Raw genomic sequence first — 23,988 nt, 5'->3', positions numbered from 1 at the left:
TACAAAAAAGTATAGATAAATTTCTAACCATAAAGCGCACTATTATGAGAATAGGTTTTAAGAAAGTAGCATTGATTGTTACGCTGGTTTTGGCCTTTCTGGCTTGCGACAGAGAAAAGGATGTGCCAAACGAGTCACAAAGTTTCCTGCAGAAGAAATTCTTTGTTAGTAAAAGTGAAGCGCTGGCATTGGTTGAAACTTTGCAGCGAAACAGGAGAACCACAGAGACAAGCAGTAAGGAAGTAGGCGACATAGCAACTTTTACTGATCGTGCAGGAATGGCAATTTTTTACGTCATCAATTTTAAAGATGATAAGGGGCATCTACTTCTTTCGGCCGACAAGCGTATGAAACCTGTACTAGCATTTTCGGACGCCGGAATCTTTAATCTGGAAACCGACAATCCGGGAATTCAGTTGTGGAAGGATTTTATCGCCGAACATGCAGCAGGTATTCGAACTAAACCGGAGGCAAACATCGATGTCGTCAATGAATGGAGGCAGTTTGAAGTCGGCCAGGGGCCGGGTTTCAAGACAACCGATCAGCCGGTCTGGACACCAGAGGCAAGTTGTGAGTATTTCGTGACACACCCGATTCCAGCTAACGTAACGATTTCACATTTGACACATAATGTAGCTCAATGGGGGCAGGGGAAGGGTTACAATGCGCATTGCCCGAACGGGATTGCAGTTCCCAATTGTACGAAATCAGGTACATTCCCATGCAGCAAAGCACCAGTTGGATGCGGGCCGCTAGCGATAGGAGAAGTTCTACGATACCATCACCGGGCTGTGTCCATTGAAGGTACCAACTATACGGAGGCCATGTTTAACGGAATGCCTTTAACGCACTCTGGTGACTGCGCACCTGTGGATAACACGGGCAATGGAAACTTATCACACCTGCTTCGAGACATAGGCAAAGCTACCGGCGCCACATACAACACGGTTGTACCAGCTTTGGGTATACCAATGTCGGGTTCTGGTTGCCAGACATGGATGGAGCCTGGAAAGACCGATGATTTCTTTGCGGCGCGTGGCTTCATGTCCTATGATCTGGATTTCTTTAATCCGGCAAATCAAACAACAATTAAAAATCAATTGCTGGCTCAGCGACCAGTCATTGTTTACGGATCGAGTTGCAGCGTTTGCCTGAAAAATATGCATGTCTGGGTAATCGATGGCGTCCAGGATTTGCATGCAATTTTTCAGGATCAGAACGGATATTGCTATGAGTATACCAGCTACTATTATCAAATGAATTGGGGTTGGGGAGGTGGCCAGCAAAATAATACCTGGTTTACCTATGATAACATTGTAGGAGATGGCATTCTTTACAACAGCGCCAATATGAAGGCATACATAATAACACCAAATTGATATCCAGATCGGAAGCCCGGGCAATGCGCCCGGCTTCCCTAAACTCACTTACTCACCTTATATCGCGCCCTCGCGTAGTACTTCAAAGTTGAAATCTTCAACTGCTTGTCTTTCAAAGCAATCAGCTTATACTCCTTAAATTCCCCTTGCTTATCCAAAAATCCGACGATGCAGGATTCCTTTTGAGGACCTTTGCGAATTTCTACTTTAGGCATGATGCCGAAATTGGGGATGGTGAGCGTATCTTCCGCTTCCTGCACCATGTATTCGATCTTCATCAGAAATTTGAAGGTCTCTTTTGTTTCGTAAATATCCACCGCGAGGCGCCAGTCGTTCAGCTCGTCTTTGACCTTCTCACTGTAACTCGCCACCGGGCTGTTTTCTACTTTTTCGCGGGTGAGCGGGATGGTGTCGTTGATGGCTTTAGTGGGTTCACCGTTGTTGGCAGCGGTGTTTTCGCCATTGTTTTTGGGTTTGTTGCAGCACAATAGTGCCAAAAGGAGTAAAAAGCTGTAATGCTTCATGGAAAATCGTTGAGGTTTGTTGATAGGTCTACCTGTTTGCAATATACCTTTGTTATTTGCATTAAAAGAAATATTTTACTCAATGCATTATAAACAAATCATTACTAATCCTGCCTTTTGCACCCCTGACCCGATATGGCTTTAAATTACATTTTCGTAGCTTTTTTCGTCATCGCTTTCGTGATCGCGCTTTTGCAATTTGTTTTCACGGGCGATGTTCAGACTTTCAAAGCCATTACAGAAGGAATGCTCACAATGGCGGAAACGGCGGTGATGGATATTGCATTGCCGCTCACGGGTGTGATGACATTCTTTTTGGGGATTCTTAATGTGGGGGAAAAGGCGGGGATTGTCCACGTCATTGCGCGGTTTATCGGGCCATTTTTTAATAAACTCTTTCCCGAAGTTCCCAAAGACCATCCGGCTAATGGCCAGATGATCATGAACTTCTCCGCGAATTTCCTTGGGCTTGACAATGCCGCGACGCCATTTGGCCTGAAAGCCATGCAAAGTCTCCAGGAATTGAACCCAAGCAAGGACACCGCCTCGAATGCGCAGATCATGTTCCTGGTACTGCATACTTCGGGCTTGCAGATCATACCGCTGTCGATCATCGCCCAGCGGGCCATTCTGGGTGCGGAAAGCCCCTCCGATGTGTTCATCCCGTGCGTGGTAGGTACGTATATAACTACGGTCGTGAGCATGATCATTACGGCAGCGTGGCAGAAGATCAACCTTTTTAACCGGACGATCATGCTGGGGCTCGGCAGTGTTACAGCGATGATCGCATTGATATTGTGGTATTTGTCGGGCTTGCCGAAAGAGCAAATCGAGGCCATTTCGATCCTGGTAGGTAATTCGGTGCTGCTTTTTGTGGTAGCGGCGTTCCTGGGATGGGGGATGTTCAAAAAAGTCAACGTTTTTGAGGCGTTCATCGAGGGCGCAAAAGGCGGATTCACGACTTCGGTCACGGTTATTCCTTACCTGGTAGGTCTGTTGGTGGCCATCAGCGCGTTTCGTAGTTGCGGCGCGATGGACTACGTGATCGACGGTTTGAAATGGGCGTTTGCTTCAACGGGGATGAATACCGACTTCACCGACGCCCTACCGGTAGCGCTCATGAAGCCCCTCAGCGGCAGCGGCGCACGCGCATTGATGATCGACGCCATGAAGGAATTCGGACCCGATTCATTTGTGGGAAGGCTGGTGTGTATTTTCCAGGGATCGGCCGATACGACCCTGTACATTGTCGCACTTTACTTCGGATCTGTCGGGATCAAAAACACGAGATATGCTATTGTGGCGGGCCTCATTGCCGATTTGATAGGCGTCATCGCCGGAATTTGGCTTGGTTACCTGTTTTTCCACTGATTTCGAAAGTATCGCGGATAAATCGCCCTTTACCACGGAAATGCAACCGTCCGTACCAAATGGATGGTCGCATTTTGAGGTAAGCACTAATATTGATCATCTAACTCTAAACCGCTTATGTTTCATTCTTTACGCTATTCCGCACTGGTTTTGGCATTGTTTGGTGGAATGACAGTGTCGCAGGCGCAGCAAAATGTGAGTCAGCCGGCCAATACTTACTCGCTGGAAGATTGCATCCGGATTGCCCTGGAAACCAATCCGCAGGTTAAGCAATCGGAAATTACGGTGCAAACCAATGGCAACACCTACGAGCAGTCGAAATGGCAGCGGTGGCCCAGTATCAGTTTCAGCGCCAGCCAGGGTTTCCGTTCAGGACGTAACATCGATCCGTTTACCAACCAGTTTGTTCAGCAGAACGTTAGCTCCAACAACTACCAGCTTGGCGGGCAGGTGACGCTTTTCAGCGGTTTTCAAATCAGCAATAACATCAAATTTAATAATGCCAACTATCAGGCGAGCGCCAAAGACCTCGAAGCGACGCGCAACGATATTATGCTCAATGTAGCATTGTCGTATTTACAGGTAGTGACCAACGAAGAGCTCATTATGGTAGCGCAACGGCAGGTGGACGCTTCGCAGTTACAGGTAGAACGCACTACCAAGCTCGTGGAAGCAGGTACGCTCGCTGAAAGCAACCTGTTGGACCTGAAATCGCAGTTGGCCAATGACGAACTTTCATTGGTAAATGCCCAAAACAACCTCGAAAGCGCGAAACTGAGCTTGAAACAATATATGAACATGCCGGGCAGCGAAGTGATTAACGTGGTGAAAATACCGGTTAAGGATCCGACGATGCAGGCCTATGATGCGTCTATTCAGGAGATTTATGAAACCGCATTGAACAACCTGCCGCAAATGAAGGCTGCCAATATGCGGATCGAAGCGTCCAAAATTAACATTGATCTGGCAAAAGGGGCAGGAATGCCTACGCTGACGCTGAATGGCGGTGTTTATACAGCCTATTCCAGCGCGGCACCCAAGCAGCGGTTTGTGGGCGATGGAACGGGAAATACAACCGTCGATGTCCCTTCCGCGACGGACTATATTATGCTGGACAACAAGCAAGTGCCGGTTATCCAGCGTGTTACCGCACCAAATGGTTCTATCCAGAACTTCCGGTATTTCAACCAGCTCGATTTTAACCGGAACTCGGCGATCAACCTGAACCTCTCGATCCCGATCTTCAATAATTTCAGGACGAAATACAATGTAGCCAATGCCAAGTTGCAGCAAAAGACCTACGAATACCAGGCGCAGCAGGTGCAATTGACGATCCGCAAGAATGTGGAACAGGCATATATCGACATGACAAATGCGGCCAAACGGTACTCTGCAACCGCCAACCAGGTACGTGCATTGCAGGAGACTTTCCGGGTAGCGCAGGTTCGTTTCGATGTGGGGGCGATCAACTCGGTGGAATATAACATCGCGAAAGCCAACCTCGACAGAGCGAACGGCAACCTCGTCCAGACCAAATACGATTACGTTTTCAGGACTAAAATCCTGGATTTCTATATGAACCGCCCGCTCTCTGATTTCTAGAATTCCCGTACTATCAGCAACTATCTTTAAAAAATTGTAATCAAAAAAATATGGCACGTAAATCTTCGAAACAGATCTGGTGGATAACGGGAGGTGTCGTGGTGCTACTCATCGGTGGTTTGTTTGGAGCCAAGCAGGCAGGCTACATCGGCAAGCCCAAAACCACTCAGGTAGAGTACGCGATCGTCAAAAAATCGGATATCATCGAACGGGTAAGTGCGTCGGGAAAAGTGCAGCCGGAAGTGGAAGTGAAGCTTAGCCCGGACGTTTCTGGTGAGATCATTGCATTGAATGTAGCGGAAGGCGATTCGGTGGTTAAAGGACAGTTGCTTTTGAAAATCCGTCCGGATAACTATGAATCGTTAATGGCCCGGGCCCAGGCCGCCGTCAATTCGAGCAAAGCCAATTATGAGCAAACCAAAGCATTGGTAGCGCAAGCAGAGGCGAGGCTCGTCCAGGCGAAGGCCAATTACGAACGGAATAAAAAGCTATTTGCCGACAAGGTAATTTCTTCCGCGGATTTCGAAGGCTTCGCATCCAGCTATGGCGTGGCCCAGCAGGACGTGGAATCGTCGAAAGCGAATGTGGCGGCAGCACTTTTCAATATTAAGAGTGCGGAAGCCAGTATGCGCGATGCGGCAGAAAACCTTCGCAAAACCAGCATTTTCGCGCCGGTGAGCGGCATTGTATCACTACTGAACGTCGAGGCGGGTGAACGCGTGGTAGGAACTTCGCAAATGGCCGGTACCGAAATGATGCGCATTGCCAACCTGGCCGACATGGAAGTTCGCGTGAATGTGAATGAAAACGATATCGTACGGGTGTCGATTGGTGATACCGCCGAGATCGATGTGGATGCTTACAGCTCGTCGGGTCGTAAGTTCAAAGGGGTAGTGAAGGAAATCGCCAATACCGCTGCGGGGCTGGCATCGCTTTCCTCGTCGTCGACCGCAGCAGCGAGTACTTCGGCGGATGCGGTAACGGAATTCCAGGTGAAAGTGAAAATCCTGAATGAATCGTTCAAAGACCTGATGACTGCCCGTTCGAAAAAGTCTTATCCTTTCAAACCGGGTATGACGGCATCGGTAGAGATTATTACAGAGCGTAAAAATGGCGTAGTATCGGTGCCTATCGCCGCGGTTACCACGCGAGGAGGCACTCCGCAGGTGATCCCGGGTTCCGGCGACGGATCGAATAATAATGCGCAGCCGGTCGAAGAGGACGAGAAGAAACCTAAGAAACAGGAAGTGATTAAGGAAGTGGTATTTATCGACGTGAACGGCAAAGCGGAAATGAAGGAAGTGAAGACGGGTATCAGCGATTTTGAGAATATCGAAATCCTTTCGGGTCTTAAACCGGGCGACAGGATTATCTCCGGACCTTACATAGCAGTATCCAAAAACCTCAATAACGGTGACCTGGTTGAAAAAAAGAAGGAAGACCCGAAAAAAGATGGGAAAAAATCAAATGAAAACCCGAACTGATGCGTTGTAAAAAAGTAATAAGTTCGATTTAGTTTAGGTTAAAAAGGAAAATCCTTGCGGCTTTGCTGCAAGGATTTTTTATTTTCAGCTATTTTGGCCCCATATTTCAGCCAAATTCTGACATTCCAGCCGGATGAGTTTTTTAAATCATACTAAAATTGCCGTGATAGGCGGAGGAAGTTGGGCGACTGCCCTGATCAAGATCCTTTGCGAACAAAATCACGTTCAGATCCGCTGGTGGCTCCGGAACCAGAAGGACATCGACCACATCCGGAAATTCAATCACAATCCGAGCTATCTCAGCGACGTGGTGCTTTCACCCAAGAAAGTGAAGGTTTACGAGAAAACGACGGACGCGGTAAAGGGAGCAGACTATATCATCCTCGCGGTTCCTGCCGCGTTTATACAGGAGTCTTTACAGCATTTATCGGCAAAGCATTTGCAGGGCAAGCGCATTGTGTCGGCCATCAAAGGAATGGTCCCCGGCCAGAATGCCCTCGTTACCGACTGGGCCGCCGAGGCATTTGGTATTGAAATGAAAGATACCTGTGTAATCGCCGGTCCGTGCCACGCAGAGGAAGTGGCGTTGGAAAAGCAATCCTACCTCACGATTGCGTCGACGGAATGCCCGGCTGCGGAAGATTTTGCGGAGTTAATGACCTGCCGTTACGTTACAGCCAATGCGTTGGACGACCTCTATGGCGTCGAGTACGCCGCTGTGATGAAAAACATCGTCGCGCTCGCGTGCGGGATCACGCACGGCCTCGGGTATGGCGACAATTTCCAGGCGGTACTCGTGTCGAATGCAATGCAGGAAATCGGGGCGCTGGTTACCGCCCTCGACCCGCGTGAAAGGAACCTCAGCTCCTCCGCATACCTGGGCGATTTACTGGTAACGGCCTATTCGCAATTCAGCCGCAACCGGTTGTTTGGCAATATGATAGGGCGGGGGTATAGCGTCAAGGCCGCGCAGCTTGAAATGAAGATGATCGCGGAAGGTTATTACGCCACCAGGAGTATCCAGGAACTCAACAAGTCTTATCACGTTAATTTACCCATCACCAATGCGGTTTACGGCATTCTCTACGAGGAACAGACTCCCGCCGCGGTCATGAACGAATTGAAGAAGTTGCTCAAATAATAGCCTCTTTTCCGTTTGGACGGGTATTCAGCAAAACATTTAACCCATCATTTAATCCATGCTACAATACAAAAGGCAATCTAAGTGGCTGGCGGCTACTTTGCTGCTGGGCTCCATTGTGATGACATCCTGCGGTTCGAAACAGACGGAAACGGCAGAAGACAAGAAACTGGATTCGCTCGCTAATGACAAAGAATTCGTATTCGGCGATCAGCGCCCATTCCCGCAATGCCATGCCTCCACGCTCGTGCGGCTCGATGACGGGCAGTTTCTCGTAGCATGGTTTGGCGGTACGGAGGAGAAAAACCCGGATGTAGGTATCTGGCTTTCGAAAGGTCGCCCCGGGCATTGGAGTGCACCGATCGAGGTTGCTAAAATCCGCGAAGATGCGCATTGGAACCCTGTTTTGCAGAAAACAGCCGATGGAAAAGTGATTTTGTATTTCAAAGTAGGGAAGGAAATTGCGCAATGGGAAACCTGGGTGAAAACCTCTTCCGATAATGGTGCGACGTGGTCAGAAGCCTATGAACTCGTGAAAGGTGACAAAGGCGGGCGTGGTCCGGTGAAAGACAAGCTGATCGAGCTTTCGAACGGCGACTGGCTGGCGGGTGCTTCGAATGAAGTGAACCGTTGGGAAGTATTTGTAGACCGCAGCACCGATAAGGGCAAGACCTGGACGGCCAGTCCGTATTTCAAGATCGATACGATGGAAATCAAGGGGAAAGGCGCTATCCAGCCTACATTGTGGGAGTCGAAGCCTGGCGAAGTGCATATGCTCGTGCGCACAACGGGCGGCGTGATCGGCCGTAGCGATTCGAAGGACAATGGTAAGACCTGGTCGACCATCAAAAAGACCTCATTGCCTAATCCGAATAGCGGTATCGACCTTGCCAAACTGGCGGACGGTACCCTCGTACTCGCCTACAACCCCGACGATCACAACTGGGGCTCCCGCTCTCCGCTTTCACTGATATTGTCCTACGACGACGGTCAGAACTGGACCGACAAAATCGACATTGCAACCGGTAAGAAAGAGGACGAATATTCTTATCCGGCTGTAATCAGCTGGGGTGACTCGGTGGCGGTTACCTACACTTATAACCGCCGTAAAATCGCATTCTGGACCGGTAGCAAGAAGGATATTGTCGATCTGGCAACTAAGAAGAAGAAATAATTTCAATAGCCCCGCAGCTCGATATCGTAAGATTCCATCATTTCAACGCGCTTACCCATTTTTTTCTGGATAATTTTGAAATGATGGACGTCTTCGGGGCATATCAGGGAAATGGCCTCTCCGGGATTCTCCGCACGGCCTGTCCGCCCGATGCGGTGTACATAATCCTTTGGCGAACGCGGTAATTCGAAATTGATCACGTAAGGCAAAAACTGAATATCGATCCCGCGTGACGCCAGATCTGTCGCCACGAGCACATTCAACTTGCCGGATTTAAACTTGTTCAAAGCCTCGGTGCGCGCGCCCTGGCTTTTTTTGCTATGCATGGCCATGGCGTCGATGCCATTCTTTTTCAGCTTTTCGACGAGGTTATCCGCCGTCCGCGTGGCCGAAACGAACACCAGCACCTGCTTCATTTGCTGTGATTTGATCAAATATCTCAATAATGGCCCTTTCCGATCGGGGTCGACGAAATAACCTGTCTGTTTGATCAGATCCAGGTTCTGTTCTTCCTCCTCGATTTCAATACGAAGCGGGTTTTTCAGTTGATTTTTATTGATTTTATCGACCTCATCTCCCAAAGTAGCGGAAAACAGAATGCTCTGGCGGTTTTGAGGAAGCAAGAAAAAGATGTCGCGCATTTCATCGGCGAAGCCCATATTAAGCATTTTATCGGCCTCGTCGAGCACCAGAATGCGCGTTTCCGACAAGCTGAGCGCTTTGTAAGAAAGCAATTCCAGCAGCCTGCCAGGTGTAGCGACCAGGATTTCCACGTTTTGCAAGGCGATCATTTGCGGGTTAATGGAGACGCCCCCAAACACCGCCAGTGTTTTCACCTTACGCGGCAGCTTTTCACCGAAAGTCTGAAAAACCACACCTATCTGCACCGCAAGCTCACGCGTCGGGACCAGTACCAATGCAGTAATGTGCCGGTTTTTGGCGGGTGGCCTTTTTTGAAATGATTCCAGAATAGGCAGTACAAAACTTGCCGTTTTCCCGGAACCTGTTTTGGCGATGCCGAGCACATCGTTTCCTTTCAAAATGGCTGGAATTGCGGCCTGCTGGATCGGATACGGTTGAGTATAATTCTGTTCAGCAATGGTTTTTAGTAATGGTTCGGACAATCCAAGCGATTGGAAGGAAGTTGCGTTCTCCGGCATGCGGTCATTTGTTTTGTGATCGGTGCAAAGATAGGACTACCTGCGCAAATGCTACCTGTCTACCCGCGAGCCGGTTCGCCGGTTCGCCAGAAATTTTCGATCACCAGCATTCATACAATCATGTCGTACAACCGCAGGGAATTCCTTCAAAAATTAGGGTTTGGTGCCCTACAACTGGGTGTAATCAGCGCTATTCCGGCGTCGGCCTGGGCGTCGTCGCTCAGCTATGGACAGTTGCCGCGCAGCTCGCCGGAAGCGCAGGGAATGTCGGCCAAAGGCATTCTGGATTTTGCCAACGCCGTCGAAACCGACCGGCTCAACCTGCATAGTTTAATGGTGCTACGGCAAGGGAAGGTCGTTGCCGAGGGCTGGTGGGCACCGTATGCACCGGATTTGAAACATACCTTGTATTCGCTCAGCAAGAGTTTCACATCCAGTGCCATTGGCCTGGCCGTGGCTGAGGGGAAGCTGAAAGTCGATGATAAAGTCATTTCGTTTTTCCCGGAAGATAAGCCGGCGACGGTGAGTGCGAACCTCGCAGCAATGCGCGTACGCGATCTGCTCAGCATGTCGACCGGGCATGACAAGGACACTACGGGCAAGCTGCGTGAATCGGGGAGCGATAATTGGGCGAAGTCATTTCTGGCCCAGCCAGTTGAGCACGAGCCGGGGACTTTCTTCGTATACAACAGCGGAGCAACCTACATGTTGTCGGCGATTATTCAGAAACTGACGGGGCAAACCTTGCTTGAATACCTCAAACCGCGACTTTTCCAGCCACTGGCAATCGACGATGTGGATTGGGAGATCGACCCGAAAGGCATTAACACCGGCGGGTGGGGTTTACGGGTCAAAACGGAGGACATTGCCAAATTCGGGCAGTTGTATCTGCAAAAAGGAGAATATAATGGGAAGCGCATTCTACCTGCTTCCTGGGTCGAGGAGGCTACACGCTCGCATATCATGTCGAAAGGCAGCAACCGCAAACCCGAGGACGACGACTGGCAACAGGGTTATGGCTACCAGTTCTGGCGCTGCCGGAACGGGGCTTACCGCGGCGACGGCGCTTTCGGGCAATATTGTATCGTGATGCCGAAGGAAGACATGGTAGTAGCCATTACCAGTGAAACCAGTGACATGCAGGCCATTCTGAACCACGTCTGGAACCACATCCTGCCGACCGTGAAGGCGACCGGCGTGCCGGCTGATAAAGGCATTCAGGGGGAAATGCAGAAGAAACTTGGCTCGCTCGCGCTACCGCTTACACCCGGGAAGCCGGCCTCCGAACTCGCTGCGAAAATGAATGGGAAGGCATTTAAGTTGGCTGATAATGAGCTAAAAATTAATAAAGTATCCTTCGAATTCGATAAGGGCTGGTGCCTTTTCCGGGTAACCGATGATAAGGGTGAGCACCTTGTGGTAAATGGTTTGGGGAACTGGAAAATTGGCCTGACCGACCTGTCGACTATGCCGCTCAAACTGGTACTAACCCCCGTTCCCGGCGAAAAGAAAACAAAAATCGCTGCCAACGGCGCCTGGATCGATGATAGTACCTTCGAAGTGACTTGGCGCTTCATCGAAACCGCGCATTATGAAACCGTGCGGTGCAAATTTGAAGGCGATGGCTTGCAAATCGAGTTTAAAAGAAGCCTTGCGATCATTGGAAATACGAAGGATCCGCGGCCGGTGCTAACGGGTAAGGTAATCGCGTAGAGCGTGCTGATTGTCAGTTCAGGTTTTAATATTTGTATAACCTAATTTAAATACATCACACTATGAGAATAACGGTTGGTTGGAGTAAACTGAAACTGGCAATGGCTGGTAAAAGCAACGCAGATAAAGTCAAGAGGGAGAAACAGGATACTACGGAATACCTGTTGAGTAGCAAGGAAAACAGGGAAAGGTTGCTCAGAGCGATCGAAGACCTGGAAAATGGTGGAAAAAACTTCCATGAAAGGGCGCTTATTGAAGAATGAAGCCAATCTTTCACGATGAAGGGTGGGAAGACTACCTGCATAGGCAGCAAACAGACAAGAAAATTCTGAAAGGATTAACGAATTGATAAAGGATTGCAAAAGATCTCCTTTTGATGGAATCGGAAAACCCGAGCCGTTGAAGGGAGATCTTTCAGGTTATTGGTCCCGCAGGATAGACGAGGAACACCGCTTGGTATATTTCGTAACACCCGATGCGATCAAGATCTTGAAATGCAGATTTCATTACAAAAAGTGAATCTTGGCAAAGCCTTCAAAATCAAAAACTTTTCCTAACATTAGCATTCAAATTCTTAACAAAAACCACAAATATGAAAAAGAACATTTTCCTGGCCCTTTTGATGATGGTGATCGCATTCGGGGCGAATGCACAGAAATTCAGAGGCCTGGATAAAAGCCCGCGGGATATTGCTTATTTCCCGGATCATTTCGCGCATGACCGCAAGGAAGGCGAGAAAGCACTGGTGAAGGTATCGTATAGCCGCCCGTTTCTGAATGGCCGTGAAATCTTTGGAAAAAAGGAACCGTACGGCAAAGTATGGCGTCTGGGTGCAGATGAATCGACGGAAATCAAATTTTATGAAGACGCCACTTTTGGCGGTAAAAAAGTGAAGGCGGGTACCTATTCCTTGTTTGCGATACCAGGCGAGAAGGAGTGGACGATCATCATCAGCTCCGACGTCGATTACTGGGGTGCATTTAAGTACAAGGAAGCCAACGACGTGCTGCGCGTGACTGCGCCGGTAAAAAATGTGGACGCGCCGATCGAGAATTTCTCCATTGTATTTGAAAAGGTATCCGACAAGCAGGCCAAGATGTACATGGGCTGGGAAAAGACCGTCGTAGAAGTACCTGTTTCGTTCTGAGCGCAGTAGGGTGGCATTATTATTGTAAAAGCTGGTCGGGAATGTCATGTTCCTGACCAGCTTTTTACATTAATATCAACAAACATGAAGAAACACCACCTCACAATAGTTGCGCTGCTGGCTTTGGCATCGCTGGCAGGTTGTGGCAATGAAAAGCAAGAAAAAGAAGAGGCTGCGCAAAGCGGCCCCGACTCCGTGGCAACTGCGACCGACAGCCTCACGCTGCCCGCCCCGTTCGCGACGGAATCCGTGGAAAACCGGCCCGAAGAGGCTGGCTGGCCCGACGGTAAAACACCCGTGGCTCCCGAAGGTTTTGTCGTTACCAAATTCGCGGACAAGCTCGATAGCCCGCGCTGGACCTACATCGCACCGAATGGCGACATTTTTGTGGCGGAATCGGCTACACGTAAAAGTGCCGACAGGATTACGTTGCTTCGGGATGTGAATAAGGACGGGACACCCGAAATGCGGGAGATTTTCCTCGAAAAACTCAATAAGCCGCTCGGTATGCTGGTGTTGAAAGGGTTCTTCTACGTCGCTAATACCGACGGCCTCTACCGTTACCCTTACAAAGACGGTGAAACCAAAATCACTTCCAAAGGCCAGAAAATAGTGGATTTGCCCGCCGGAGGTTATAACAATCACTGGACACGGAACTTGCTGGCGAATGCAAACGGTAGCAAAATTTACATTTCAGTAGGGTCTGCGAGTAACGTGGCTGATCATGGCATCGACGAGGAAAAAAGGAGAGCCAACATCCTGGAAATAAACCCCGATGGTTCGGGCGAACGCATTTACGCAAGCGGGTTACGCAATCCCGTGGGAATGGACTGGGCGCCAGGCTCCAATGTGCTGTGGACAGCAGTGAATGAACGCGATAAACTGGGCGACGAGCTCGTGCCGGATTACATTACCAGTGTTAGGGAGGGAGGGTTTTACGGCTGGCCCTATGCCTATTTCGGCCCAAACGAAGATCCGCGACGCAAAGGCGAGCGACCGGACCTTGTCGCCAAGACCATTGTCCCCGATGTGCCGGTCGGGGCGCATACTGCCTCACTCGGATTGGCATTTTATAACAAAAGCAAGTTCCCGGCTAAATATCGTAATGGCGCGTTCGTGGGCCAACATGGCTCCTGGAACCGCTCGACGCTTTCGGGATACAAAGTAGTTTTTGTACCATTTAAAGACGGCATGCCGTCGGGCAAACCGGAGGACTTTCTTACCGGTTTTGTCGAAAGCGAGAAAAAGGTTTTTGGTCGGCCGGTGGGTGTGACGGTCATGAACGACGGATCGCTACTGGTCAACGACGACTCGGGAAACGTTATTTGGCGTGTGAGTGCGAAGTAAGAAATTATTGGCTATGGGAAATAGAACAGCGGCTTGGCGGATAACCAGGCCGTTTTTTATGGATAGCTTAAAAGTTTTTACGATTTTTCTTGCAAAAATATACCGATCAGTATATTTTTGTCGTGTGAATTCCAATTCACGGAAAGGGCCGGGTAAATGCCGGTTTTAATTTTCTCAAATAAAATACCGATTGGTATATTTTAAACTCGAAAACAATGAAAACTACTGGAAATACAATCCTGATCACTGGCGGAAGTGCCGGTATTGGTCTCGAATTCGCGAAAGCATTTGCCGCAAAAGGAAATCATGTAATCATTACCGGTCGCAATGAAGAACGTTTGCAAAAAGCCGCTGCGCAGCTGACCAATGTGACGCCGATCGTCTACGATGTGGTCGATAAACAAGCTACGGATGCGCTCGTTGCCCGCCTGGAAAATGAGTTTCCTGCATTGAATGTTGTAATTAATAATGCGGGAAAGGCAGCTTATTACCACCTGGATGGTGATGAGGACGCTGCAACACTCGCCGAAGAGGAAATCGCCACCAACTATCTGGCCATTATCCGCCTGAACCAGAAATTGCTGCCGTTGCTTCAAAAGGCTGATGAGGCTGCTATCGTGGCGGTTTCGAGCATCGCAGGGCTTGTTCCCAACCACTTTCTACCCACTTACGCTGCGAGCAAAGCTGCATTGCACTCCTACACCCAGTCGCTGCGCATTGCACTAAGTAAATCCTCCAAAATCAAAGTATTCGAAATCCTGCCTCCGCTGGTCGATACCGAGTTTTCGGCAGAAATCGGTGGCGCTACGAATGGCATTCCTGCCAAACAAGTGGCTGACGAGCTCGTGGAAGCATTTGAAAACAATACCTACGAAATACTGACAGGCCGTACCGCCGATGTATTCAATCTCTTTTTGAGCAACCCGGCTGCCGCTTTGCAGGCGATGAATCCGGGTGTAGAGCTTCAAACTGCCTGAGATAAGCTTTCAGGAAAGTAACCTTTAATACACAAAAAACACGGCCGGTATGAGACAGAAAATCGCATTTGCCATGATCATGGGGATCGTTACAACGGGGATAATTTCCTTTACTTTGATCTCTGTAAATATTGGATTTGTTGCCAATTTTTTGGTGATTTGGCTCAAATCTTGGAGCATGTCGTATCTGATCGTCATCCCGGCAATCCTGCTGATTGGGCCGAAGGTGCAGAAACTGGTCGACGACATCTTTAAAGATACACTGACTCAGGAGGTTGACTAAACGCTCCTGATGTCTTGGATCAAATAATTAAACTGTATGAAAAGAGTAGTAGTAACCGGCCTGGGGGTTATTTCTCCGCTGGGGAATTCTGTGGAGGAATTCTGGCAAAATATTGTAGATGGTAAAAGCGGTGCTGCTACCATTACGAAAATGGATGTTTCCAAATTCAAAACACAGTTCGGCTGTGAAGTGAAGGACTTCCATCCCGAAGACTATATCGAAAAGAAGGAAATCAAGAAATACGATTTGCATACCCAATACGCGATTGCGGCGTCGGACACGGCGATTAAGGACGCAGGGTTGGATTTTGCGAATATCGATCTGGAAGACCGCCACGATATGGGCGTAATCTGGGCGACCGGAAACGGCGGGATGGGCACATTTGAAGACCAGTTGCTGGAATTCCACGCATCGGGCGGTGTACCGCGTTTCAGCCCTTTCTTTATCCCTAAAATGATCGTGGACATTGCAGCGGGCGTCATTTCGATCCGTCATAAATTACATGGGCCGAACTATTGCACGGTTTCGGCTTGCGCTTCCTCGAATACGGCGCTGATCAGCGCTTTCGACACTATCCGCATCGGCAAGGCGAAGCTGATGGTAGCCGGTGGTTCCGAGGCGGCGATTATCTACTCGGCATTGGGCGGTTTCAGCGCGGCACAGGCGCTTTCGAAAAGAAATGACGACCCTGCGACCGCTTCAAGACCATTCGATAAGGACCGTGACGGTTTCGTAATGGGTGAGGGTGCTGCCGCATTGATTCTCGAAGACCTGGAATATGCCAAAGCGAGAGGTGCCAAAATATATGCCGAAATCGTCGGTGGCGGAATGGCTGCGGACGCCTACCACCTCACCGGAACTCCTCCGGACGGTATGGGGGCTGCATTAGGTATGCGGAAAGCCTTGAAAGAAGCAGGTATTACACCGGACAAGATCGATTACGTGAATGCGCACGCTACATCCACGGGATTAGGCGATATGAGCGAGCTGCAAGGTATGAAAACGGTATTTGGAGATCACCCGGTGGCCATTAGTGCTACCAAGTCGATGACCGGCCACTTGCTGGGCGCGGCGGGAGCCTTGGAAAGCATCGTTTGTGCTTTGGCGGTGAAGAACGATATCATCCCGGGTACCATCAATACCGAGAACCTCGACGAGGCGATCCCGGAAGGTATGAATATCGTGCTGGGCAAGTCGTTGAACCAGACAGTGAACTACGCGCTGAACAATACCTTCGGTTTCGGAGGGCATACGGCGACTTCCATATTCAAAAAATATACGGAGTAGGGCATTGCCTTACTCCGTGATTTCCGAAAGGACTTCCACAACCCCGTTTTCATCGTTGCTTTTGGCGATGAAACGGGCTATTTTTTTGATATCCGGGTGTGCATTGGCCATGGCGTACGAGTAATGCGCTTTTTGAAGCATTTCGAGGTCGTTCAGGTAGTCTCCGAACACCATCGTTTGTTCAGCCGTTACCTTGAATTTTTCCTGCAAAACCTCCATTGCACGGCCCTTATTGGCTTTTTTGTGCGAAATATCCAGCCAGATCGGCCCGGACACTTTCACTTGCAGGTCCTGCTCATATTTTTTGTAATGCGGATAGCTGTTTACTTCCGAACCGGCCAGGTCGCATAATGTGAATTTCAAAAACTGATCGTCGGTGATTTCGAGCAGGTCATTTACTACTTCGTATCTTTCAAAATAGAGTTTGAGGTGATTGATAAATTCCTCGTCGTCATCCTCGACGTAAGCCTTTTTCTTCCCGCAAATGATCGGGTAGGTATTTTTAATCTTTCTTGAAATCAGGATCAGCTCGCGGGTAATCTCGGGATCGATAGCCTGAATGTGGATTTCTTCGTCCCTGAAAACGACATAACTGCCATTCTCAGCGGCGAAAATGACTTCGTCCTTCACTGCATCGAGGGTTTTGGCGAGGTTGAAATACTGACGACCGCTGGCTGCGACGAAAATGATTCCGTGGTTTTTAAGTTTTCTGAAAACAGGGAAAAAAGATTCGTGGATTTCGTGTTTGGAGTTCAAAAGCGTACCGTCCATATCGGTAGCCACCAGCCGGATGTCGGAAAATGTCATACTTGATTAAATATTGCCTTACTAATCAAGCCAAATAAGCCGACTATGGTTCCTCTTTTACTGCTTTTTTAGAATATTCGGTACTGTACGCCCACGCGCCAGACGCGCATATGAAGGTCGGTAGGGCCACCCGCCCAGCCGTTGAGCCAATTCCGGGTGCCATGTGCGTAGCTGGCGGTGAAGCCCAGCCGTTTGCCGTCCAGTTTGGCCTGGATCCTTGCACGGTGATCGACTTTCTGCACCAGATTATCCTGGTCGGTGTATAAATTTTCGGAGAAATCCGGGATAGTCGTTCTACTCGAACTTTTTAAGCCAAAACCCAGATCGATCCCGCCGGTAACTGTGAGATTAAGTGTTTCATTCAAACGAAAATTGTATCCTGCACTGGGAAATGCATTGACGAATTGATGCCGGGTAATATTTACGCCGTCTGTCTTTACGATCATGTCATCGAGCTGATATTGATCCACCTTAATGCGGGTACGCAATATTTCATATCCAGCCTCAAGGCTGACCACGAAATGACTCTTAAATTCACGCTGGACAATGGCGGAGGCCCCGACGGTAGCAGCGGGCAGATTGCCTAGTGAACTGGCCGCTTGCGATTCACAGTGACAAAATGAGCCGCCGATGGTCAGGGAAGTGGTGCCGTGCGCGCTCGCGCCCGAGAAGCGTGAAATGCCGCTGTTGAGACCAACAGAAAATGTGGTTCGCTGGGCGAAGCCGATCTGGCAGATTAACAGGAAGGGAAGGATGGAAAAAATTTTCATGGACATGGGTTTTGGCATGGAAACTGTCTGGTTGACACGATACGTCAACCAACGGTTGCATAGCTTAAAGGTTAAATTTCAAAGGTAAATGTCCCTGCCCGGCCACATGGTACGAACCTGGTCGCCTTTTTTGCTGTTTCGGAAATAAGGTCCACACCACATCGACAGCCTGATGAAATTTTCGAAGTACTACCTCACCGCATTTGTTTCGTTTCTGATCTGGGGCTTTTTCAGCCTGGCCCTTAAACCGTTGAAAGGATATCCATCGCTTGACATCCTATTTTACCGCGTCTTTATGTGTGCTGCCGTGATGGCGGTGATCAGCTTGTTTGTGCGCGTGAAAGTGCTGAAAGAGAGCGTCGCGGCGTTCAAAGCGATGCCTGTGGCGCGGAAACGGCAGGTCTCATTCCTGACGTTGATCGGCGGTGTGTTGTTGACCGCCAACTGGTTTTTCTTCATTTACGTGATGAACCACATCAGCGTGAAAGCGGCTTCGTTTGCCTATCTCGTATGCCCGATCATGACCACTGTTATCGCTTTTTTCGTGCTGGATGAAAAGCTCAGTAAATGGCAATGGACGGCAGTGATGCTCAGTGTTTTGAGCTGCATTTTGTTGTCATTCAATAATATAGCCGATATCCTGTACAGTCTGATCGTCGCGGCTTCTTATGCGTTCTATCTCGTAAGTCAGCGCAAGAACGCAGGGATCGATAAATTTCTGGTACTCACTATCCAGATCGTTTTTTCTGCGCTGCTGCTTCTGCCTTTTTATCCCGAATATAGCGCGGCGCTACCCACGGAGGCATCTTTTTACATACTCATCACCCTGATAGCGGTTGTTTTCACCATCATCCCGCTGTTTATGAATTTGTATGCATTGCAGGGAGTGACTTCATCTACAATGGGTATTTTGTTGTATATCAATCCATTGATGAACTTCGCGATCGCCTTGTTCTACTTCCATGAGCCGATCAATTCGATGCAGGTCACTGCCTACTCATTGATCTTGCTATCGATCATTATTTTCAACGAGCGGTTTATTTTTGGCCGTCGCCGCACCGCTGTCGCTTGATTTGCGGTATGCAGCCGAACGGATGAAGCCGGAGAAATGTAAAGTTTGGGAAGTCAGGTAATAGTCATGAGAGTCAAAAAGATCTTGCATGTTAGGCAGTTGACTGGCTTCTACATGACTGATATTTTGAAAGAAAACATACATTAACCGTAGCAATGCTTTTTGCCAGATGCGATGCATGCCTTTGTCGATATGGAAGTCGGTGAAGAGCCATAGTGCACCGGTTTTGAGCAAATTATCCAATTTTTGAAAAACCTCCGAGGCACGGGCAGGACTAAAATTGTCGAAAAGAAACGGTGTCATCACCACGTCATAAACAGCCGGCGTGACGTAATCTTCGATAGCCGCATGTGCGAATGTCACGTGGTTGTCCCCAATATCCCGTTTTCGGGCAAGATCGAGCATCTTGGAAGAGATTTCGACATAATCGATCGACAATCCTGACGGGTGAATCCTGGTCATTTCTTCCAGTATCCAACCGGTTCCCCCGCCCACGATAAGTACGCGTGCGGGAGGCGTTATGAGCGGTAGCAATGCCTGCTGCGCACGCACGATTGCTTTCCCGAATATCAGCCTGCTCAATCTGTCGTAGTTTGAGGCAATGCGGTCATAGTTGTTCAGCATGGCTAATGCAGGTTTTGATGCACAAAAAAGCTGCCTGCGATCCCGCATAATGCCTTGACGAGCAACAACCCGTCGATCACGATGAGGTAAAACAAAATGCTTTGCCGCCTCTGCAGCGAAAATGCCACGACCAGCAGGCACACGAACGGCACGATGTTGAAAAGGATCGCCGGAATGCCGAAATGCCTGTAAATGGCAAATGCGAGGAAGGAAACGAGACCAACCAGCAAAAGCGGTACCAGCACGGCGTAAATGGTTTTCTGAAGTCCCATTCGCACGGCAAATGTTTTCAATTCGATATTCGCGTCATCCTCATAATCTTTCATGTCGAACATAATGGCATTGACGGTGCAGAACATCCAGTTTTTGGTAAAAAGCCAGAGCATCAGCAAAGGTTCGGCAACAGTAACGCCCCGCTCGATCCGCAGGGCAGCTACGGGAAAAAGATTGACACATCCTGCCCAAACAAACCCGATCACGAATGCTTTCAGCCAGCCGGTACGCCGCAGATTGAATGAAATGAGCGATTTGGGAAGTAAACCGTAATACAGGATCGCGGCAAGAGGAACAACCGATAAGATCAGCCAGTAGTAGAGCGGCAAATGCATGATCGCATGGAAGTTTTCTACCAGATACCACACTCCCAACAGCCCGCAGATACTGAACAGGAACACCTGGCTTACCCGCACAAACCGGTAATGCAGCCGGTACCATTCCGTCCGGGGATTGGCCGAAACTTTCGGGATAACCGGTCCTGAATACGCGATCGTGTAATAGAATACGGTAGTGCAGAAAAGGAGAATGTAATAGACCGGCGAATTGAGCGGAACGTTAAGCTGGAAGGCAGTTTCCAGCGATAATGCTACCGCCAGCAGTCCGACGAAATAGTTGGCAAAAAATACAAATGCGATAATCCGGTTTAACATATCTGCCTGTGAACCAGCACGCCATTAATGCCTGGTGCCGGAATAATATAATTAAAATATCAATTTAGAATTTTTTAAGAGCGTACGGAAAGCGTCATAGTGATTTCCTACATTGGGTAACGATATTTCTTAAACCACCAATTCCATGAAAAAAATCTATTTGCTCCTGACCCTTTGCCTTTCGAGCCAGGCCGGTTTTGTTTTTGCGCAAAGTAAAGAATCGGTCGGGAAAGATCCTGTTGTTGAAAGCATCGTAAAGGAGGCTAGCGAAAATTCACAACTGGAAAAACTAGGGCATGAACTGATGGACGTGATCGGTCCCCGGCTTGTAGGATCGCCGCAGATGCAGCAGGCACACGACTGGGCGGTGGCCAAATACAAAGGCTGGGGTATCAGCGCCAAAAATGAAAAATGGGGTGAATGGCGTGGCTGGGAACGTGGCGTGTCGCACATCGACATGGTGGCGCCGCGCGTGAAATCGCTCGAAGGCATGCAGCTCGCGTGGAGCCCCGGCACCAACGGCAAAACGGTAACCGCCGACGTGGTAATCCTGCCCGACGTGGCCGATTCGGTGGCATTTCAGAAATGGCTGCCATCGGCGAAAGGCAAGTTTGTGCTCATTAGCATGAACCAGCCCACTGGCCGGCCGGATTATAACTGGCAGGAGTTCGCGACGAAGGAGTCGTTTGAAAAAATGAAAAAGGATCGCGACGCAGAGACCGACGCGTGGGCGAACCGCCTGAAAAAGACGGGTTATACTTCCCGTGCATTGCCGTTGGCATTGGAGAAAGCGGGCGCTGCGGGTGTGGTCATGTCTTATTGGTCAAAAGGTTTTGGGGCTAATAAAATTTTCGGTGCTTATACCAAGACCATTCCGACGGTGGATATTTCACTCGAAGACTATGGATTGCTTTATCGCCTCGCCGAATCGGGGCACACGCCGAAAATCAGCGTGCGCGCAGATGCGAAGGAGACAGGTATAAGCCAGACATTCAATACGGTGGGAGAGATTAAAGGCACCGAGAAGCCGAACGAATATGTGATCCTTTCTGCGCATTTCGACTCCTGGGACGGCGGCAGCGGCGCTACCGACAATGGTGCCGGTACGCTGGTGATGATGGAAGCCATGAGGATCTTGAAAAAAGTGTATCCTAATCCTAAACGGACGATTCTGGTCGGCCACTGGGGAAGCGAAGAGCAGGGGCTGAATGGCTCCCGCGCATTTGTGGAGGACCATCCGGAGATCGTGCAGAATATTCAGGCTGTATTTAATCAGGACAATGGCACAGGCAGGGTGGTTAATTTATCCGGGCAGGGCTTTTTGAATGCCTATGAATACCTCACCCGCTGGCTTTCCAAGGTTCCCGATCCGATCCGTACGCCTATCGAGACTAAGTTTCCCGGCGCTCCCGGGACCGGCGGTTCTGACTTTGCATCGTTTGTAGCGGTGGGTGCACCGGCATTCTCATTGAGTTCGCTGAACTGGTCGTACGGCACCTACACGTGGCATACCAACCGCGATACTTATGATAAGATTGTATTCGACGACGTGCGCAGCAATGCGATATTGGCGGCAATTCTGGCTTATCAGGCGAGCGAAGACCCTGCGAAAACTTCCCGTGACAAGAGCATTTTGCCCCTGGGTGCCAAAGGCGTACCGGGAGCATGGCCTGAACCGCGCAAGCCCACACGTCGCGGCGGACTGGATTAATGCCTGCATAACCCATTTTTTAAGAGCAAAGGCATATATTGTCTTTGCTTTTTTATTAACCCGAATTTCGAATACAATGCAAATAGAGATCATACAAGAGCCTATCGAGGATGTACTGCTCGTCCGCCCGTTCGAACAAGGAGCCGAACCCGCTAACCAGGAAATGTTCAAAGCGGAAAAGGGGGAAATGTGGTGGTATTCTTCAAAGGAGCTATGGTTAGGGCTGGGAAAAAAACCGAAACTCCCGGCTGTTACCAGAATTTTCCGCTCGCTTTTTTTCAAAAGAAAAGATCGCTGGCCCGTGCACATCACGCTCGACGCACGCGGGCGAGAGGGGGAGTGGGTCGGTAATGCGGTAAACGGTATTGCTTTGGGAGGTTACGACCTGCAACTCTACAAAACGGAGCCGAAAGCGGTGAGTGCATTCTTTCAATCAGGTACATTGTCGATTTTGGTAGATGAAGGTTCGGATGTGGAAGAATCGGCGAGGATTGCATTGACGACAGCTTTGGTACAAATCCGGATAATGGATTTGATGAATGCGCCGTCCAACTATAAGAAGCCGGCAACGCTGGCTGAATGGGCCCGGAAATCGGGTGCGGAGCATGGGTATTCGGTTGAAATATTGGAGAAGGCTGCGTTGGAATTACAGGGAATGCACGCATTGTTGGCTGTCAACAAAGGAAGTGATGAGCCGCCGGTGATGATCGTTTCGGACTATCAACCAGCGCATTACGCTAAAACGGTGGCGCTGGTGGGTAAGGGCGTTACCTTCGACACGGGCGGTATCTCGATCAAGCCATCGGCCAATATGCATTTGATGAAAAGCGATATGGGTGGAGCGGCGGCCGTTTTGGGTACTATCGAACTGGCGGCACGGCTGAAACTGCCCGTCCGCATTGTCGGCGTGATTCCTTCCACTGAGAATTCAGTCGACGGTTCGGCTATGAAACCCGGGGACGTAATTAGTTCCTACGCGGGTAAAACGATTGAGGTAATCGATACCGACGCTGAGGGCAGGCTGATTCTTGCCGATGGCCTGCATTATGCCGTCAAACAGTTTGAACCCGACGTGCTCATCGACCTCGCAACGCTTACGGGCAGCATTATCCAGACACTCGGCTATGAAGCGGCAGGACTTTTCACACCTAATGACGAGCTCGCAACGGAGCTCATTCATGCAGCCGACGAAACCGGCGAACGGTTGTGGCGACTGCCGGTTTGGGATGAATACAAAGAAGAGATCAGCTCCGACATCGCGGATGTGAAGAACTATCATGGTAAACCACTGGCTGGCGCTATTGTCGCGGCCAAATTTCTGGAAGTATTTACTGCCGGACATTCCGCCTGGGCGCACCTCGACATCGCCGGAATGGCATTCGGTGACACCGAGTTTGCTCCTGGTCGCGCTGGAACGGCCTACGGCGTGCGGTTACTGATCGCTTACCTGTCGAAACTCGCAGGTTAGCGACAAAGCCCCGGTATAACG

The 23,988-nt window shown here is 49.6% G+C and carries 22 protein-coding genes and 1 pseudogene; 17 read left to right on the top strand and 6 right to left on the bottom strand.

Annotated elements, in window-relative coordinates; translation table 11 throughout:
• Positions 1-44 precede the first annotated feature (44 nt).
• Positions 45-1,379 (top strand): C10 family peptidase, encoded by a 1,335-nt coding sequence (locus tag J7619_RS06725; protein WP_291195912.1) that lies wholly within the window; start codon positions 45-47, stop codon positions 1,377-1,379.
• 44 nt (positions 1,380-1,423) lie between these two features.
• Here the strand turns inward: J7619_RS06725 and J7619_RS06720 are convergent, their stop codons facing one another.
• A complete protein-coding gene (locus J7619_RS06720; protein WP_291195909.1) occupies positions 1,424-1,903 on the bottom strand; it encodes a hypothetical protein in 480 nt (159 codons plus the stop codon).
• A gap of 135 nt (positions 1,904-2,038) precedes the next feature.
• Between J7619_RS06720 and J7619_RS06715 the strand changes: the two genes are divergently transcribed.
• From J7619_RS06715 to J7619_RS06695, 5 genes are all read left to right on the top strand, one after another.
• Positions 2,039-3,274: a nucleoside recognition domain-containing protein gene (locus J7619_RS06715; RefSeq protein WP_291195905.1), complete on the top strand. Its 1,236-nt coding sequence runs from the start codon at positions 2,039-2,041 to the stop codon at positions 3,272-3,274.
• Between the two features lie 117 nt (positions 3,275-3,391).
• Positions 3,392-4,876, top strand: coding sequence for a TolC family protein (locus J7619_RS06710; RefSeq protein ID WP_291195902.1), 1,485 nt, complete (start codon positions 3,392-3,394; stop codon positions 4,874-4,876).
• Between the two features lie 50 nt (positions 4,877-4,926).
• Entirely contained in the window at positions 4,927-6,360 is a 1,434-nt protein-coding gene (locus tag J7619_RS06705) for an efflux RND transporter periplasmic adaptor subunit (RefSeq protein WP_291195899.1), read from the top strand.
• 133 nt (positions 6,361-6,493) lie between these two features.
• The gene (locus J7619_RS06700) at positions 6,494-7,501 is read left to right on the top strand and encodes an NAD(P)H-dependent glycerol-3-phosphate dehydrogenase (protein ID WP_291195896.1); all 1,008 of its coding nucleotides are present in this window, start codon (positions 6,494-6,496) and stop codon (positions 7,499-7,501) included.
• Between the two features lie 58 nt (positions 7,502-7,559).
• Positions 7,560-8,675: an exo-alpha-sialidase gene (locus J7619_RS06695; protein ID WP_291195893.1), complete on the top strand. Its 1,116-nt coding sequence runs from the start codon at positions 7,560-7,562 to the stop codon at positions 8,673-8,675.
• Positions 8,676-8,677: 2 nt separating this feature from the next.
• On the opposite strand, the gene J7619_RS06690 is transcribed toward J7619_RS06695, so the two are convergent.
• Positions 8,678-9,835 carry a DEAD/DEAH box helicase gene (locus tag J7619_RS06690; protein WP_291195890.1) on the bottom strand — a complete coding sequence of 386 codons (1,158 nt, stop codon included), beginning with the start codon at positions 9,833-9,835 and terminating at the stop codon, positions 8,678-8,680.
• A gap of 48 nt (positions 9,836-9,883) precedes the next feature.
• On the opposite strand from J7619_RS06690, the gene J7619_RS06685 reads away from it, so the two are divergent.
• The 8 genes and pseudogenes from J7619_RS06685 to fabF all read left to right on the top strand — a co-directional run bounded on the left by J7619_RS06685 (position 9,884) and on the right by fabF (position 16,589).
• On the top strand, positions 9,884-11,548 hold the full coding sequence (locus J7619_RS06685; protein WP_409012708.1) for a serine hydrolase domain-containing protein: 1,665 nt from the start codon (positions 9,884-9,886) through the stop codon (positions 11,546-11,548).
• 62 nt (positions 11,549-11,610) lie between these two features.
• Positions 11,611-11,811: a hypothetical protein gene (locus J7619_RS06680; protein ID WP_291195887.1), complete on the top strand. Its 201-nt coding sequence runs from the start codon at positions 11,611-11,613 to the stop codon at positions 11,809-11,811.
• A pseudogene (locus J7619_RS06675) lies at positions 11,808-12,067 on the top strand (Txe/YoeB family addiction module toxin). The gene J7619_RS06680 and the pseudogene J7619_RS06675 overlap by 4 nt, the downstream one beginning before the upstream one ends.
• 73 nt (positions 12,068-12,140) lie before the next feature.
• The gene (locus tag J7619_RS06670; RefSeq protein WP_291195884.1) at positions 12,141-12,695 is read left to right on the top strand and encodes a DUF2911 domain-containing protein; all 555 of its coding nucleotides are present in this window, start codon (positions 12,141-12,143) and stop codon (positions 12,693-12,695) included.
• An 84-nt stretch (positions 12,696-12,779) separates the two neighbouring features.
• Entirely contained in the window at positions 12,780-14,042 is a 1,263-nt protein-coding gene (locus J7619_RS06665) for a sorbosone dehydrogenase family protein (RefSeq protein ID WP_291195881.1), read from the top strand.
• 215 nt (positions 14,043-14,257) lie between these two features.
• Positions 14,258-15,019, top strand: coding sequence for an SDR family oxidoreductase (locus J7619_RS06660; RefSeq protein WP_291195878.1), 762 nt, complete (start codon positions 14,258-14,260; stop codon positions 15,017-15,019).
• A gap of 49 nt (positions 15,020-15,068) precedes the next feature.
• Positions 15,069-15,302: a DUF2798 domain-containing protein gene (locus J7619_RS06655; protein WP_106597063.1), complete on the top strand. Its 234-nt coding sequence runs from the start codon at positions 15,069-15,071 to the stop codon at positions 15,300-15,302.
• 36 nt (positions 15,303-15,338) lie between these two features.
• Positions 15,339-16,589 (top strand): beta-ketoacyl-ACP synthase II, encoded by a 1,251-nt coding sequence (gene fabF, locus J7619_RS06650; RefSeq protein WP_291195874.1) that lies wholly within the window; start codon positions 15,339-15,341, stop codon positions 16,587-16,589.
• Between the two features lie 9 nt (positions 16,590-16,598).
• Here fabF and J7619_RS06645 read toward each other — a convergent pair whose 3' ends face one another.
• Positions 16,599-17,396: an HAD family hydrolase gene (locus J7619_RS06645; protein ID WP_291195871.1), complete on the bottom strand. Its 798-nt coding sequence runs from the start codon at positions 17,394-17,396 to the stop codon at positions 16,599-16,601.
• A gap of 68 nt (positions 17,397-17,464) precedes the next feature.
• Positions 17,465-18,166 carry an outer membrane beta-barrel protein gene (locus tag J7619_RS06640; RefSeq protein WP_291195868.1) on the bottom strand — a complete coding sequence of 234 codons (702 nt, stop codon included), beginning with the start codon at positions 18,164-18,166 and terminating at the stop codon, positions 17,465-17,467.
• A 172-nt stretch (positions 18,167-18,338) separates the two neighbouring features.
• Here J7619_RS06640 and J7619_RS06635 point away from each other — a divergent pair, with 172 nt between their 5' ends.
• Positions 18,339-19,238, top strand: a complete 900-nt coding sequence (locus tag J7619_RS06635; protein ID WP_291195865.1) for an EamA family transporter — start codon at positions 18,339-18,341, stop codon at positions 19,236-19,238.
• Here the strand turns inward: J7619_RS06635 and J7619_RS06630 are convergent.
• Positions 19,176-19,862 (bottom strand): class I SAM-dependent methyltransferase, encoded by a 687-nt coding sequence (locus J7619_RS06630; RefSeq protein ID WP_291195862.1) that lies wholly within the window; start codon positions 19,860-19,862, stop codon positions 19,176-19,178. The two genes, J7619_RS06635 and J7619_RS06630, sit on opposite strands and share 63 nt — an antisense overlap.
• A 2-nt stretch (positions 19,863-19,864) precedes the next feature.
• The gene (locus J7619_RS06625) at positions 19,865-20,788 is read right to left on the bottom strand and encodes a UbiA family prenyltransferase (RefSeq protein ID WP_291195859.1); all 924 of its coding nucleotides are present in this window, start codon (positions 20,786-20,788) and stop codon (positions 19,865-19,867) included.
• Between the two features lie 145 nt (positions 20,789-20,933).
• On the opposite strand from J7619_RS06625, the gene J7619_RS06620 reads away from it, so the two are divergent.
• The gene (locus tag J7619_RS06620) at positions 20,934-22,499 is read left to right on the top strand and encodes a M20/M25/M40 family metallo-hydrolase (protein ID WP_291195856.1); all 1,566 of its coding nucleotides are present in this window, start codon (positions 20,934-20,936) and stop codon (positions 22,497-22,499) included.
• 76 nt (positions 22,500-22,575) lie between these two features.
• Positions 22,576-23,967 (top strand): M17 family metallopeptidase, encoded by a 1,392-nt coding sequence (locus tag J7619_RS06615; protein WP_291195853.1) that lies wholly within the window; start codon positions 22,576-22,578, stop codon positions 23,965-23,967.
• Positions 23,968-23,988: the final 21 nt, after the last annotated feature.

Origin of the sequence: Dyadobacter sp. (assembly GCF_017744695.1) — a bacterium.
In the GTDB taxonomy this organism is placed as follows: domain Bacteria; phylum Bacteroidota; class Bacteroidia; order Cytophagales; family Spirosomataceae; genus Dyadobacter.
The sequence above is the reverse complement of the archived record's forward strand: the minus strand, read 5'-3'. Positions and strand labels throughout refer to the sequence as shown.